The organism is Paenibacillus gyeongsangnamensis, assembly GCF_027533625.1.
In the GTDB taxonomy this organism is placed as follows: domain Bacteria; phylum Bacillota; class Bacilli; order Paenibacillales; family NBRC-103111; genus Paenibacillus_G; species Paenibacillus_G gyeongsangnamensis.
In genome coordinates, this window is record NZ_JAQAGZ010000001.1 from 211,147 (window position 1) to 224,588 (window position 13,442).

Genomic DNA, 13,442 nt, shown 5'->3' on the forward strand with positions numbered 1-13,442 from the left:
AACGGTCTGGCTGCTTTGAAGGACTCCGATAAGGAGTTTTTCTTATAGCTCGTATTGCGGTGGAAGGGACTGAGGCTCCATCACTTCCTCTGATACCGGCTCCTGGTCCGGTGCAGGTTCGGGCTCTTTGGCCGCCCATTGATCAAGGAACCGTACGGCCGCGAGGCGGGCATCCCAGGTATCGCGCGTCGTCTGGAAGCCAGTGACCCTGTGGCCGAGGGCAATTTGGCGGACGATAAACCAGGCTTCGCGCGGCAGCCGGAAGAAGGCGCAGACCAGCCTGCGCTCGGACGGCTCCAGCGGACGAATTGTTTCGTACCCTTGGAGCAGCGCCTGCATCAGCGCGGGGTTGAACGAGGCCGTATTGGCCAGCGTCTTGGCCAGCTCGAAGTAAATCGAGCTTTTACGCAGAAAATCCCAATCGATGAAATAGACGTGATCGTCCCTGATCAGGACATTCGGGACCGTAATGTCGCCATGCGTTAACGCAGGATGGCGGGCCTCGCGACTCAGAAGGCTGCGGACTTCCGGATTGTTCAGCATGCTCCAGGCTTCGTCCGCCAAGGCCAGACACGCCGGTCCGTGCTTCTTGAACCAGCGGCCGGTTCGCCGGTCCTGAGCGGCGCGGGGAAGCCGAGCACGGAACAGGCGGTCCTGAATCTGAAACTGCCTAGCCATATTCATGGAATACCTTCGCCCCTTGGACAAGCGGTCCCGGCTCGCAGTATGCAGCCGACCCAGCGCAGCGCCGAGAAGTCCGAAGTCCGTTTCCTCGAACCGCAGCTGCCGTCCTTCGATCCAATCCATCAAATAATAGGGCTTACCTCCCCAATCAACCCAATAACGGTTCGACCGGGCTTTGATCCACTTCGTCAAATGGGGGTAGCCGCTGTGCCCCAGCTTTCCGATGTGCGATGCGGTCCGGCTAATCTGCCGAATTGCGCCGAGCTTTATTCCCGTCGGTTTGACTTGGTACGGTTTCAACACGAAAGGGCCTTGATCGGTCGTGACCCAATAAGCCGCGTCCTTCTTATAGAGCGAATCAAGCGGCTGGTAGGCGTGCAGGGTCAATCCGTAATTTCGGAGCAGCTTCCTCAGTGTCTTCTTATGTAATGGATGCGCCATGGCTCGGTCTCCTGTTCTATACCGGGGTTGTATTTGCCAGTATATTCCCGATGGTGCTATCGGTCACAGGGCAGGAGCGGAGAGGTGAACAAGGGGGGATGACGGCGCTGTCGCCAAAAAAAAGAATACGCCGGGCTATTTCCGGCGTATTCCTGTTTGCGATGGGGATGCGCTGCCCGAGCTAAGCTAGAGGATAGCCCTGGCTTTGCGACTGCTGAATCACGTTGTCCAAATACTGGATCGACTTCCCTAGCCGCTGCTCAATCTCCAGCAAGCGGCGAATCTGCGCGTCGAGCTGGACCTGAACCTGCGCCTGTGCCTGCTGCAGGTTTTCCTGCACCTGAAGCAGCTGTTGACGGGTATCGCGGAGCTGCTGGCTGTAGGTGCTGGCTCCGCTCGCATGAAGAGCCTGTTGGGCCTGCATGGACTGCTGCATGCGCATCGCTTGCTGCTCTTGCAGAAACTGCTCGTATGACGGGTTATTTTGCATAGTAGTCCCTCCCTATAAGGTTGATAGTTTTACTATGCCAATTGCCCATCCATTTTATACCTTGATTGCCAGCTGGTGCATAGCATGTCCCCCACGAGGCACAATAACGGTAGATCTTTCGAACGAGGAGGGACACGATGCTGAATTTAAACGAGCTGGAACGTATTCATGCCGATGTGGAGGCGGTTCATGAGATCGTTCGCATACTGCGGGCACGAATCGACGGCAAGGACGTACACATTCATATTCTCCAAAATGCGAGCGGGCATTACTTCTTCGAGCTCAGCCATGCTTATAGAGACGCGGATCAGGCCGAGCCGATCGTCATGGCGGAGAACCGTTATGATTCCATCGAGGAAGCGGCCCGGGGCGCGCTGCAATCCGCGGCATTATATTACCGCAGCACCGATGAAGGCGGCGCCTGGCACCGCAACGCCTCTTTTATTCAATAGGCCGCCGCGGATGGGCTGCGGGTGTTACGCGGACCTTAGGGCTGCGGCCGTTCCACGCGACGGCTTGGGCTTCCGGTTGACCAGGAAGATACTGACGCCGATCAGCGCGAGGCCCGCAACCAAATAGACGGTAAAGGGCTCGCCCAGTACGATCGTTCCGCTGAATACGGAGATAAGCGGCACCAGGAACGTATAGGAAGCGACCTTGCTGGCGTCGCCGGCATAGACGAGAGTGAAGTAGACGACCCACGAGACCGAGATGCCAAGCACAATGCCGAACACGAGTCCGAACACATAGCTGGCGTTCCATGTAATGGCGGACCACGATTCCGTTGCCGTTCCGGCTGCCGTCAGTACGATCCCCCCAATTAGGCATTGGCAGGCGACCAGCCACAAGGAATCGACCCGGCTGCCGACCTTCTTCACGTATACGGCGCCGCCGGCCCAGGAGAGAGCGGTCAGACAGGCAAAAACGATACCGAGTACCGCGATATGGCCCGAGAAGCCTCCGGCGCTGACCGTCGCCACGCCAAGGAAGCCGAGGGCAAGACCGATCATTTTCACCGCGGTCATCCGCTCGCCCAGCCACAGCCAGGCGAAAATTCCTACAAGGACGGGCTGCAAATAAACGATGACCGAGAACAAGCCGGAGGGCATGTACATCAAGCCGACCGTTTGCAGCCCATAGAACAGCGCCACATTCAGAATGCCGGAGATGACATAGACCGGCCAGTTTTCTTTGAGCTTCAAAGACTTGAGTTTGGGAAGCAGAAGGATGGCGATCAGCATCCCGCCGATCAGCGTCCGCATCCCGGCGAACAGGAGCGGCGGCGTGTAGGCCAGGGCGATTTTGTAGATCGGCCAAGAGGTGCCCCATACGATAACAAGGAAGCTTATGAGCAGTAAAGTTTTGGTGCGGGATAATGAATTCATATTGTCAGTTCCTTCTCATTATAGTGGATTGCGGAATTACGAGATGAACCGGATCAGCAGCGGGGCGGCACACATCGTAATGAACGCGGTCAGCACCATCGCTACCGAAGCAATGGAGCCGGTCAGGGAGCCGAACTCGAACGCCTTGGAGGTCCCGGCATTGTGCGAGCTCGTTCCCAGCAGGACGCCCCGGGCGATATCGTTATGGATGTTGAACAATCGGACGACGACCGGTCCGACGATCATTCCAAGCAGTCCCGTCAGCAGAACGAAGACCGCGGTGATGCTGGGAATGCCTCCGATCGTACCCGATACGGCCATGGCGATCGCTGTCGTTGCGGAACGGGGGGCCAGGCTGTCCGTAATGGCCGTATTCAGCTGAAGCCATTTCGCCATCCAGGCGGAGGTCAGAATGGCTACGATGGCGCCGGAGCCGACGCTGACGCCGATCGTAACGGCATGCTTCTTCAGCACATGGAAGTTCTTGTATAAAGGAATCGCCAGCGCGACGGTAGCCGGACCGATCATTTGGCTGATCCAGCCTGCTCCCTGATGGTAAGCTTCAAACGGAATGTTAAAGCCTATCACGAGCGCAATCAATGAAACCGGAGCGAGCAGCAGCGGCGTCAGATACACTTTGGGAAACGCGCGATATACTTTTTTGGTCAACCAATACATGAACAGCGTGAGCGCGAAACAACCGATGGCGAGCACTATGACCGGCTCCTTTCATTTCTTCTTGCCAGTGCTTGAGCGATTAGTCCGGCGCATACCATCACGAAGATCGTGCTCGTGAGAATGACGAGTCCGATGCGCATACCGCTGCTGAGCAGCAAGCTGGAATAGGGCAGAACCCCGACCGCCGACGGGATGAAGAAGAGCAGCATCTCCGCAAGCAGCCACTGCGCGCCGGAGTCGATCCATTCCAGCCGAAGCACTTTCGTTTGGAGCAGAATAAAAACGCAGAGAAGCCCGAGTATGCTTCCCGGGACCGGAAGCCGCAGCACCGCGGCCAGCTGATTCATAACAAACGAGACCGCCATGAAGAAGATCACTTGTCCCGCCGTGTAAAGGAATGATTTCATGTTCATCCAACCTTTCAACTATTGTAGTGTACATCATGCCGATGTATAGGTAAAATGAATACATGGAATCTGTAGTATTCCATTTATCTATGTAGAGCGGGGGCCGTATATGGATATCCGGCATTTGCAATATGTCCGGCAGGTCGTCAAGTGCGGCAGCTTCACGAAGGCGGCCGATAAGCTGCATATCACCCAGCCGACGATCAGCAAAATGATCGGCAACCTGGAGGACGAGCTTGGCGTCGAAGTGTTCGTCCGCAGCGGGAAGCGGCTGGAGCTGACCGATGCGGGGCAGGTCATCTATGAACGGGCTCAGCATATCCTGCAGTCGTTCGACAGCTTGACAAGCGAGCTCAACGATCTGACGAAGCTGAAGAAAGGACGTATACGGATCGGCCTGCCGCCGATGGTCGGCGCGCACTTTTTTCCGACTGTCATGAGCAGCTTCCGGAACGATTATCCCGGGATTATGCTGGAGCTCGTGGAGGACGGTTCCAAAAAGGTCGAGTCTTTCGTTGCGGACGGCTCGCTGGATATGGGGGTCGCGCTGCTTCCTACGCAGGAGGCGTCTTTCGATTCCTTTACGATCGTCAAGGAGAAGCTGATGCTCGTCGTCCATCCGTCGCACCGTCTGGCGGATCGGCAGCAGGTCGGGCTCCCGGAGCTGGCGGAGGAGCCGCTCATCACGTTTCGGGAGGACTTCGCCCTGCATGACCGGATTCAGGAGGCTTGTCTACAGGCGGGATTCGAGCCTCGGGTAGTCTACGAGAGCTCGCAGTGGGATTTCATCAGCGAGATGGTTGCCGCGAATTTGGGGCTCGCCATGCTGCCTCAGCCGATCTGCGCCCGGCTGGACTGCCGCAAGGTGGCGACCGTCCCGTTAGACACGCCCGTCATCCCTTGGCAGCTGGCCATGATTTGGCGGAAAGAAGGATACTTGTCCTTCGCCGCGAGAGAGTGGATTCGGTATACGCGAAGCATGATGGAAGCGGATTAGAGGTGATTACGGGGGAGCCGGACGAGCAGCACATACATGAATAGGAAAATCACGAGCGCGATGAGCTCCTCGGAAAGCAAGTAATAAGGATACGGACCCAGCAGATCCAGCAGTGAGGCGGTTTCCGGCTTATGCAGGAGAAACATGTAGTTCGCGCCAAGCACGCGGTCAACGGGACCGAAGATCACGAGCAGGACGTTCAAAAAAAGCATCGTGAGCCCGATCGAACGAAGCGTCGGCCTATAGCCTTCGATCCAGGTCATATACAGCGGCGCCAGAATGATGGCGCTGTGGGCGATAAAGAAGTGGAAGAAGATGAAATGCGGGAACGGATAGCCCAGATTCGGCGTCAGGACGGCCTGCAGCGCTCCGCCGATTCCGGCGAAGAACAGAATTTGGTACAGAAGCCGGTTCCCGGTCGCGAGCATGACGATGGAGAGGATCAGCGTCATGCTGCAGAGCTCAAGCGGAAGCGTATAGCGGATATCCCAGAGGCTGTAACGGAAATACCAGACGTACAGCCCTGCTTCCGGAAGGAGCAAGGAGAGAAGAAGCAGGGTACGGATGCGCTTCTTCAGCGAAGGGCTCGACCTGATCGTTATTCGGAACCTGAACATGGCCAAGGCTAATCCGAGCAGTACGAGAAGACTTGCGAGATGCGCCCCCGTATAAGGAACGAAGTGTTCCGGATCGCCCGGATCGAAGAAGAAGCCGATGTTCATTAGCGTCACCCGCTTGCTCTAGGATTCGTTATAGCCTCATCATTAACGGATCCCGGCGGAAAGAACAGTACTATCTTACGCTAGTACCATTGGGAATAAACAATCAGCCTGAAGGCTGCCCTTGCTGCTAATCGGTAAGTACGATCATGTGCTCCGATCCCGTTTCCCCCTTTGCTTTTGTCCGGGCACCATGCCATAATATCCTTTGTTATTTGAAATTCCCTTCAACCTATGCGAGAAAGTGGAGGCATCCAGCTTGAATCGGTATCCTTTTGCCTATGAACCTTCCCGGCCGTTCCTTGCGCAAGCGGGGGAGTGGATCGGGGATGTGTTCTATGATATTTTGCCCGAGCAGGGCTTCGAGGTTCGGGACGAACAAATTTATATGGCGTTTCAATTGGAGCGGGCGTTCGCCGAGAAGCGGACCATTCTCGCGGAAGCGGGAGTCGGGACGGGGAAGACGCTCGTTTATTTGTTATATGCCGTCTGCTACGCACGGTATATGCGGAAGCCCGCGGTCATCGCCTGTGCGGACGAGTCGCTGATCGAGCAGCTGGTCAAGCCGGAGGGCGACATCGCCAAGCTGTCCAAGCACTTGAACCTGGAGATCGACGCAAGACTGGCGAAATCGCCGGATCAATACGTGTGCTTGATGAAGCTGGACGAGGCGCGGATGGGCCATGTCGAGCCGGAGCTGTACCGCGCGGTGTATGAAGAGCTGCCGGACTTCGTCCATGCTTATGAAGGACTCCAATCGTTCCATGCTTACGGCGACCGCAAAAATTATCCGCTCCTGAGCGACGAGCAGTGGAACCGGATGAATTGGGACCCGTTCCAGGACTGCTTCGCCTGCGAGAGAAGGCACCGCTGCGGCCAGACGCTTTCCCGCGACAGCTACCGAAAATCGGCCGATCTCATCGTCTGCTCCCATGACTTTTACATGGAGCATGTGTGGACCTTCGAGAGCCGGAAGCGCGAAGGACAGCTGCCGCTGCTGCCGGACCACTGCGCCGTCGTGTTCGACGAAGGGCATCTGCTGGAATCGGCCGCACAGGAGGCGCTGACGTATACGCTGAAGCACGTCGTCTTCGAGGAGCTCATCACCCGTCTGCTCAAGGGAGAGATCCGCGAATCGCTGGCGGTTCGCATTGACGAGGCGATCGAGCAGAGCGAGCTGATGTTCACCAGGCTCGAGGAGCTCAGCACGGTCATTCCTGGCTCGGGCCGCAGACGCATCCTCATGAACGAGCAGCTGCTGGACGATATTCACCGCTTCCGGGACATTCTGTCCTCGATCGAGGAGGAGCTCGTCTTCGAGAGCGAGCTGTTCACGCTCAACATGTATCAGCTGCGCATCGTGGAAGAGCATCTGGAAATGATGCAGAAGGCGCTCGCCCTGTTCAAGCATCCTCAAACGTTCGTCTGCTGGGCGACGGAAAGCATCAACGGGCTCTCTCTTGTCATCCTGCCGCGGACGGTGAAGGAAGTGCTCCGGGAGCGAGTGTTTTCCTTGAACATCCCGATCATATTCTCTTCCGCGACGTTGTCGGTGGACGACTCCTTCGATTATGTGGCCGGCAGCATGGGCATCGAGGATTACTTGTCCTTCAGCGTGCCTTCGCCTTACGACTATGCGCATGCCATGAAGGTGACCGCTCCGGTTTGGAAGCATAGGGGCACATTCTCGGAGAAGATGAAAACGACCGTCCGGCTGCTGGAGCGTTCGGGAGGCCGCGCCTTGATCCTGTTCTCCGGCGCGGAGGAGATGGACCGGTTCCGCCGGGAGCTTATCCATTATCCGGAATGCGCGGGGATGCGCTTCGGTTTCGAGGGGCAGCGGGAGATCAGCCATTTGATCTCCGCCTTCCAGCAGGACGAAGAAAGCATCCTGTGCGCGTACAGTCTGTGGGAGGGGCTCGATGTGCCCGGTCCGTCGCTGTCGAATGTGATCATTTGGGGGATGCCCTTCCCTCCCGAGCAGGACCCGGTATTTGCGGCGAAACGCGCGTCGTCGGCTTCGCCCTATGAGGAAGTGGATCTCCCGTACATGCTGCTGCGGCTCAAACAGGGCATGGGCCGGCTCATCCGCACAAGACAGGATCGCGGCACCGTAGCTATCCTGAGCGAGCAGCTGTACGAGCAGCCGCTGCTGCGCGAGAAGGTTGGCGGATTGCTGCCCGAAGGGGTGGAGCTGAACATGGGAGAAGATTAAAGACTGGGAAAAAAGGTCAATCGGTATCGCTTTTACAGGCGATGGGATTGGCCTTTTTTCGGCAAGTCCGGAGGGAGTCTTTTGGGTTTGCACACAAAAGGACCTTGTGATTTCCGTTCGGAAAATGACTTGCTTGAGCGCGGAAGGATTTTGCGCAGAGATAGGGAATGAAATAATATGCATCAATCCATAGGTCGGTCAGGAGGGATTCGCATTGGCTAGCCGAATAACGAAAGAAGCGCTGCAAACGGAGACAGGTCGCGCTCTGGAGGACTGGAGGACGGTTCTGCAGCAGGAAGCCGGGGCCGCGTGGTCGGATGAGGAGATCGTACACTATTTGAGCGAGACATATGAAATCGACGACCCGTGGAATCGGCTTATCGCTTCGGATTATGCCGGGCAGCTTGGAAGGAAGCCTGTCGGACAAACCGCGGATGCGGGCTTTCAGATCGGGGTGCGTAGAACGCTTCCGTTGTCCCCGGAGCAGTTGTGGCCGATGCTCGTCTCGAAGCAAGGGCTATCCCTATGGATCGGAGAGCAGCCCGTCTTCCGCTTGGAGCCGGGGCAGCGGTTCTCCTCGAAGCAAGGCGCCTTCGGCGAGCTGCGCGTCGTGAAGCCTTCGCAGCAGCTCCGAATGACGTGGCAGCTTCCGGACTGGGAAGTGCCTTCCATGCTGCAAATCCGCCTGCTGCCCGGAAGCCAAGGGAAAACCACGCTCAGCTTTCACCAAGAGAAGCTGGCGGGCGCATTCGCAAGAGAAGAGATGAGGCTGCATTGGGAGGATGTGATTCAGCATATGCTGGAATTTGCAGCCGGAAGAGAAGGAGGGGAAGCGCGATGAAGATCAACTGTGCAATACTGGATGATTATCAGAATAAGGCGCTGGAGCTGGCCGACTGGAGCACGCTGACGGACCGGGTGAATCTTCGCGTCTATTCGGAGCATATGGATCATGAGGACAAGCTGGTTCAAGAGCTAAGCGATTGCGAGATCGTTGTGATCATGCGGGAAAGGACGCCCTTCCGGGCATCGCTGCTGGCCCGTCTGCCCCGCTTGAAGCTGCTCGTCACGACCGGGATGCGCAACGCATCGGTCGATCTGGCGGCCGCCGACCGGCAGAGCATCGTCGTATGCGGTACGGCGGGGCATTCGGAATCGACGGCCGAGCTGACTTGGGCCTTGATTCTTGGCCTCGCGCGGCATGTGCCTCAGGAATTTCAGGCGATCCGCCAAGGCGGCCCGTGGCAAAGCACCATCGGTACGGACATGTCCGGCAAGCGGCTCGGCGTGCTGGGGCTTGGGAAGCTCGGCAGCCGGGTGGCGCGGGTAGGGCTTGCTTTTGGCATGGAAGTCGTCGCATGGAGCCAGAACTTGACAACGGAACGGGCCGAGGCCGAGGGCGTACGGCTGGCCGCTTCCAAGGAGGAGCTGCTGGAGAGCAGCGACGTCGTCACCATTCATCTCGTGCTCAGCGACCGGACTCGCGGCCTGATCGGCGCGGCCGAGCTGGAACGGATGCGCCGGACGGCCTATCTCATCAATACCTCCCGGGCGGCGATCGTCGACCAGGCGGCGCTGGCGGAGGCCCTGCGCACGGGACGGATAGCGGGAGCGGCGCTGGATGTGTTCGAGACGGAGCCTTTGCCGGAAAACGATATTTTCCGGTCGCTTCCGAATGTGCTGACCACCCCGCATCTAGGCTATGTCACGGAGGCGAACTACCGGACCTACTTCCTGGAAGCGGTGGAGGACATCGAGGCTTACCTGAACAGCTCGCCCGTACGCAGGCTGTTCCCCCAATAATTCGAGAGGAAGTGTTTCGAGATGGTTGAGCATTTGGTATTGTTCAAGCTGAAAGAATCCACGACAGACGTGCAGAAGCGGGAGATCGCGGAGACGCTCAAGGAGCTGGCCGAGATCGACGGCGTGGTCGAATTTTCAAGCGGCATCAATCATTCGTCGGAGGGTAAGAGCAAAGGCTTCGAGGTCGGCATGCGCATCGGCTTTCGGGACCAGGAGTCGCTGGACGCGTACTTGCCGAGCGAGAGGCATCGAGCGGTTATCGGCAAAGTGAAGCAGCATTTTGATGATGTCATCGTATTTGATTATACTTGGTAGATCCTGGCAGACCCCCTGTGGAAGTTGAGTGGGGTCTTTGCTTCGGTCGTGCCCGTATTTCATTAAGCCGCAGACGCAAGCGTCGGCGGTTCTTTTTTTATATTTGGAAAGGATTATACCGAAGGTTATCGGACGATACTTGAAGGATCATCGAATTTCAGGAGCTGGTGAGCACGGATGAATCCCTTTGGAATGCAAGTTAAACAAATTCGGCTGCAGCGGGGCGTCGGGGTTTCCGAATTCGCGCTGGAGCTCGGGGTCACGCCCGACTATTTGACGAATCTGGAAAACGGCCGGACGAGGACCATCCAACTGGAAATCTTAAGCAAGCTGGAGCGCGAGCTGGCCTCGTGGGCCGGGAGGAACGAAGAGACCGGGGAGCGGGAGGAGCCGGATACTCAGTCGGCGCTGCGCGCGGCCAGGCTGGCATTTTCGCTGCGCGAGCTGCACCGGAGAAACCCGGAGGCGGCGGACAGCCTGATGCGGATCGTCGAGCAGGGCTTGCTGCTGTTCAAATGACGGAGAGGCCGCTGCCTAGTATTCATACGGAAGCCCCTGTGCTATAATACGGTAAAAAATAGTATAGGAGGCGGAAGAGATGAATATCCGGCCGACAAGCGGAGAATACGGCGGCGACTTTGGAAAGTACATTAACCGGGTGCCCGATGGGAATATCTTTGAAATTTTAACCCGGCAGCTAAGTGAAAATACCGAATTCTTATCCGGTCTGACGGAGACACAGGCGGGCCACAGGTATGCGCCGGGCAAATGGAGCCTGAAGGAAGTGATCGGGCATGTGATCGATAACGAGCGCATCATGGCTTACCGGCTGCTGCGGATTGCCAGAGGCGACCGGACGCCGCTGCCCGGATATGACGAGAACGCGCTGATGGAGGGCTCTTCTTTCGACGAATTGCCATGGTCTGCGGTTCTTGAGGATTATGCGGCTGTGCGCCGCGCTACCCTAACGCTGCTCGAGGGGCTGCGCGAGGATGCCTGGTCCCGGCTTGGCGTTGCCAACAACGCCGAGCTTTCCGCCAAAGCGCTGGCTTACATCATTGCCGGACACGAGATTCATCATTTGGGCGTCATCCGGGAACGCTATTTGGATTAGGCTGCCCGAATGAAAACGCAAGAAGAGGGAAGGTCGACGTCGACCTTCCCTCTTCTTTATGCGTTGATAAGAATTTATAAGTTTTTCGCAACTTATAGCTTCGCATCAACCTTGATAAACGCGCTGGTCCTTGTAAGACAAGTACGGCGTAGCCGTTTATCCTGGGGACGGGCCCTGTTTATCCCTCCTGCAGCAGCGGCTTGAAGACGTTCGCGCGCTCCCGCTGAACGAGGCGCAGGCGAAGGTATAAGCCGACCGCTCCGGAGGCGAGACCCGTAATCAAGCCGATCCAATAACCGAAAGCGCCTAGTCCGGTCAGATGAGCGAGCGCATACCCCAGAGGGAGCCCGATCACCCAGTACGAGACGAGAGCGACGACGAGCGTCACATTGACATCCTTATAGCCTCGGAGCGTGCCTTGGATCGGCGCCGCCAAGGCATCGGACAGCTGGAAGAAAATCGCATAGATGAGAAACTGCTTAGTCAAATTCAGTACCGAAGGATCGTTCGTATAGATCGCCGCTACCGCATCGCTGAACAAGATCAGGAACAAAGCGCACAGGGCCGCCATGCCGACCGCCATGCCGATGCCCAAATTGCTGTACTGCCTCGCATCCTTAAACCGCTTGGGGCCGACCTCGAAGCCGACCAGAATCGTCAGCGCCATGGAGATGCTGAGCGGCACCATGTAGAGGAACGAGGCGAAATTGATCGCCGCCTGGTGCGCGGCGATCGTAATCGTCGAGTATTCGCTCATCAGCAGCGTTACGGCTGCGAAGATGCTCGTCTCGAAGAAGATGGCGAAGCCGATCGGCACCCCGACCCGCAGCAGCTCCTTCCAGGCGGTCAGCGACACGCCGTACCCCCGCTTCAGCAGCGGATAAGCGGAGAAGGGCTTCACGCGCAGTACGACGAACATAGCGACGAGGCAGATACACCAATAGGTGATCGCCGACGCCACGCCCGCCCCGACACCGCCGAGCTTCGGGAACCCGAAGGAGCCGAAGATGAACAAGTAGTTCAGCAGACCGTTCACCGGCAGCGAAATGAGCGTGATCCGCATGGACATGCGGGTTTGGCCCAGCCCGTCCATGAAGTCGCGAAGCACCGTGTACACGAACATCGGGAGTATACCGGCCGAGATCGCGGTCAGAAAGCCTTTGGCCGTCTGCCTTACGCCGGGCTCCAGACTCATCCGGTTCAGAATCGGATCCAGCAGCAGCCATCCGGCGGCTAGAACCGCCAGCGCTACGGCTGCGGCCAAGTAGATGCCCTGCACGACAGTGAAGGAAACCCTATCCTGCTTCTTCTCGCCGATCAAATGGGCGACAGCCGGGGTGACCGCGAATAATATGCCGGTCAGTCCCGTCTGGACGGGGATCCAGATGCTGGTGCCGATGGCGACTCCGGCGAGGTCGGTGGCGCTGGCATGCCCGGACATGAACGTATCGAAGAACGTCATGGCGAACATGGCCAGCTGTGTTACAAGGAGAGGAAGCAGGATGAAGAGCAGCTGCTTTATTTTTTGGGATGTCGTATAAGTTGGTTTCATGTTGTTCAAGTTCCTTTGCTTAAAGTCGAAAAAAACGCTCTGACTATCATATCAGATTTTGGAGGTTCGGCAAGAGGAATGTTCTGTGACAGGCTGGCGGCTTCCGGTGATCCGTTCCTTCACGAGGAACTTCATCAGGAGGGCATTAAGGTCGTGCGCAACATATCAATAAGCCCGTATGTTGAAGAAATTTAGTTTAAATTGAAAAAGCTGACATCGATTTAATACCGATGCCAGCTTGTGAGTTGCATTAGTTTTAAAATTATAATATCCGGATTATGGGTTTTCAATCTAAGTATCCGATGGCAAGTCCAGTAAAGGTTACGGGACCGATTACGCTCGCAGTATTGGCACCGGGATTGGCGATTTCCCCCGTCAACTGGTATACAATGAATCCAGTTGATGCAGATACGTTGAAATCAATAGTACTAAACGAAACGGTATAAAATGATTCGGCGGGTGCGATTTCGGGAGTTAACCGTTTGTTGAAGATTTCAACGCTTGGAGGGGTACCGTTTACTAACCGGAATATTCGAAAAATGACAATGGGCGTTCCGGTTAAGGCCTGTAAGCCGATCGTTCCTTTTAATTCGATTCGGTTTAACGCCGTTACCGGCGGTATGATGAATTCACCTAGATCAG

At 56.8% G+C, this 13,442-nt stretch carries 16 protein-coding genes; 9 read left to right on the top strand and 7 right to left on the bottom strand.

Going from position 1 to position 13,442, the window contains the following annotated elements; genetic code table 11:
• Nucleotides 1-42 precede the first annotated feature (42 nt).
• Complete coding sequence (locus tag O9H85_RS00935) at nt 43-1,125, bottom strand: phosphotransferase (RefSeq protein WP_269879393.1); 1,083 nt, start codon at nt 1,123-1,125, stop codon at nt 43-45.
• Between O9H85_RS00935 and O9H85_RS00940 the strand changes: the two genes are divergently transcribed.
• Nucleotides 1,098-1,310 (top strand): hypothetical protein, encoded by a 213-nt coding sequence (locus O9H85_RS00940; protein ID WP_269879394.1) that lies wholly within the window; start codon nt 1,098-1,100, stop codon nt 1,308-1,310. The genes O9H85_RS00935 and O9H85_RS00940 overlap by 28 nt on opposite strands.
• Here the strand turns inward: O9H85_RS00940 and O9H85_RS00945 are convergent.
• Nucleotides 1,307-1,615, bottom strand: a complete 309-nt coding sequence (locus tag O9H85_RS00945) for a hypothetical protein (protein WP_269879395.1) — start codon at nt 1,613-1,615, stop codon at nt 1,307-1,309. The two genes, O9H85_RS00940 and O9H85_RS00945, sit on opposite strands and share 4 nt — an antisense overlap.
• 137 nt (nt 1,616-1,752) lie before the next feature.
• On the opposite strand from O9H85_RS00945, the gene O9H85_RS00950 reads away from it, so the two are divergent.
• Nucleotides 1,753-2,067 carry a hypothetical protein gene (locus tag O9H85_RS00950; RefSeq protein ID WP_269879396.1) on the top strand — a complete coding sequence of 105 codons (315 nt, stop codon included), beginning with the start codon at nt 1,753-1,755 and terminating at the stop codon, nt 2,065-2,067.
• A 24-nt stretch (nt 2,068-2,091) separates the two neighbouring features.
• On the opposite strand, the gene O9H85_RS00955 is transcribed toward O9H85_RS00950, so the two are convergent.
• From O9H85_RS00955 to O9H85_RS00965, 3 genes are read right to left on the bottom strand one after another with little or no spacing between them, the layout of a single operon-like run.
• The gene (locus O9H85_RS00955; protein ID WP_269879397.1) at nt 2,092-3,000 is read right to left on the bottom strand and encodes a DMT family transporter; all 909 of its coding nucleotides are present in this window, start codon (nt 2,998-3,000) and stop codon (nt 2,092-2,094) included.
• A 36-nt stretch (nt 3,001-3,036) separates the two neighbouring features.
• Nucleotides 3,037-3,717 (bottom strand): LrgB family protein, encoded by a 681-nt coding sequence (locus tag O9H85_RS00960; RefSeq protein WP_409348088.1) that lies wholly within the window; start codon nt 3,715-3,717, stop codon nt 3,037-3,039.
• Nucleotides 3,714-4,085: a CidA/LrgA family holin-like protein gene (locus O9H85_RS00965; protein ID WP_269879398.1), complete on the bottom strand. Its 372-nt coding sequence runs from the start codon at nt 4,083-4,085 to the stop codon at nt 3,714-3,716. The genes O9H85_RS00960 and O9H85_RS00965 overlap by 4 nt, the downstream gene beginning before the upstream one ends.
• A 109-nt stretch (nt 4,086-4,194) precedes the next feature.
• Between O9H85_RS00965 and O9H85_RS00970 the strand changes: the two genes are divergently transcribed.
• Nucleotides 4,195-5,082, top strand: a complete 888-nt coding sequence (locus O9H85_RS00970; RefSeq protein ID WP_269879399.1) for a LysR family transcriptional regulator — start codon at nt 4,195-4,197, stop codon at nt 5,080-5,082.
• Here O9H85_RS00970 and O9H85_RS00975 read toward each other — a convergent pair.
• Nucleotides 5,079-5,804 (bottom strand): YwaF family protein, encoded by a 726-nt coding sequence (locus O9H85_RS00975; protein WP_269879400.1) that lies wholly within the window; start codon nt 5,802-5,804, stop codon nt 5,079-5,081. The two genes, O9H85_RS00970 and O9H85_RS00975, sit on opposite strands and share 4 nt — an antisense overlap.
• Before the next feature lie 256 nt (nt 5,805-6,060).
• Here O9H85_RS00975 and O9H85_RS00980 point away from each other — a divergent pair, with 256 nt between their 5' ends.
• The 6 genes from O9H85_RS00980 to O9H85_RS01005 all read left to right on the top strand — a co-directional run bounded on the left by O9H85_RS00980 (nt 6,061) and on the right by O9H85_RS01005 (nt 11,248).
• Nucleotides 6,061-8,016 (top strand): ATP-dependent DNA helicase, encoded by a 1,956-nt coding sequence (locus tag O9H85_RS00980; protein WP_269879401.1) that lies wholly within the window; start codon nt 6,061-6,063, stop codon nt 8,014-8,016.
• Between the two features lie 214 nt (nt 8,017-8,230).
• A complete protein-coding gene (locus O9H85_RS00985; protein WP_269879402.1) occupies nt 8,231-8,857 on the top strand; it encodes an SRPBCC domain-containing protein in 627 nt (208 codons plus the stop codon).
• Nucleotides 8,854-9,819 carry a D-2-hydroxyacid dehydrogenase family protein gene (locus O9H85_RS00990; protein ID WP_269879403.1) on the top strand — a complete coding sequence of 322 codons (966 nt, stop codon included), beginning with the start codon at nt 8,854-8,856 and terminating at the stop codon, nt 9,817-9,819. The genes O9H85_RS00985 and O9H85_RS00990 overlap by 4 nt, the downstream gene beginning before the upstream one ends.
• Before the next feature lie 21 nt (nt 9,820-9,840).
• Nucleotides 9,841-10,134: a Dabb family protein gene (locus O9H85_RS00995; RefSeq protein ID WP_269879404.1), complete on the top strand. Its 294-nt coding sequence runs from the start codon at nt 9,841-9,843 to the stop codon at nt 10,132-10,134.
• Between the two features lie 192 nt (nt 10,135-10,326).
• Entirely contained in the window at nt 10,327-10,653 is a 327-nt protein-coding gene (locus tag O9H85_RS01000; protein WP_269879405.1) for a helix-turn-helix domain-containing protein, read from the top strand.
• 79 nt (nt 10,654-10,732) lie between these two features.
• On the top strand, nt 10,733-11,248 hold the full coding sequence (locus tag O9H85_RS01005; RefSeq protein WP_269879406.1) for a DinB family protein: 516 nt from the start codon (nt 10,733-10,735) through the stop codon (nt 11,246-11,248).
• Between the two features lie 178 nt (nt 11,249-11,426).
• Here the strand turns inward: O9H85_RS01005 and O9H85_RS01010 are convergent, their stop codons facing one another.
• Nucleotides 11,427-12,800, bottom strand: a complete 1,374-nt coding sequence (locus O9H85_RS01010; protein ID WP_269879407.1) for an MATE family efflux transporter — start codon at nt 12,798-12,800, stop codon at nt 11,427-11,429.
• Nucleotides 12,801-13,442 lie beyond the last annotated feature (642 nt).

Excerpts from the sequence above, each read along its gene's own strand:
- O9H85_RS00950 (WP_269879396.1), top strand. The coding sequence starts at position 1,753 with ATGCTGAATTTAAACGAGCTGGAACGTATTCATGCCGATGTGGAGGCG.
- O9H85_RS00995 (WP_269879404.1), top strand. The coding sequence starts at position 9,841 with ATGGTTGAGCATTTGGTATTGTTCAAGCTGAAAGAATCCACGACAGAC.
- O9H85_RS00955 (WP_269879397.1), bottom strand. The coding sequence starts at position 3,000 with ATGAATTCATTATCCCGCACCAAAACTTTACTGCTCATAAGCTTCCTT.
- O9H85_RS01005 (WP_269879406.1), top strand. The coding sequence starts at position 10,733 with ATGAATATCCGGCCGACAAGCGGAGAATACGGCGGCGACTTTGGAAAG.
- O9H85_RS00970 (WP_269879399.1), top strand. The coding sequence starts at position 4,195 with ATGGATATCCGGCATTTGCAATATGTCCGGCAGGTCGTCAAGTGCGGC.
- O9H85_RS00945 (WP_269879395.1), bottom strand. The coding sequence starts at position 1,615 with ATGCAAAATAACCCGTCATACGAGCAGTTTCTGCAAGAGCAGCAAGCG.
- O9H85_RS00990 (WP_269879403.1), top strand. The coding sequence starts at position 8,854 with ATGAAGATCAACTGTGCAATACTGGATGATTATCAGAATAAGGCGCTG.
- O9H85_RS00975 (WP_269879400.1), bottom strand. The coding sequence starts at position 5,804 with ATGAACATCGGCTTCTTCTTCGATCCGGGCGATCCGGAACACTTCGTT.
- O9H85_RS00965 (WP_269879398.1), bottom strand. The coding sequence starts at position 4,085 with ATGAAATCATTCCTTTACACGGCGGGACAAGTGATCTTCTTCATGGCG.
- O9H85_RS01010 (WP_269879407.1), bottom strand. The coding sequence starts at position 12,800 with ATGAAACCAACTTATACGACATCCCAAAAAATAAAGCAGCTGCTCTTC.
- O9H85_RS00935 (WP_269879393.1), bottom strand. The coding sequence starts at position 1,125 with ATGGCGCATCCATTACATAAGAAGACACTGAGGAAGCTGCTCCGAAAT.
- O9H85_RS01000 (WP_269879405.1), top strand. The coding sequence starts at position 10,327 with ATGCAAGTTAAACAAATTCGGCTGCAGCGGGGCGTCGGGGTTTCCGAA.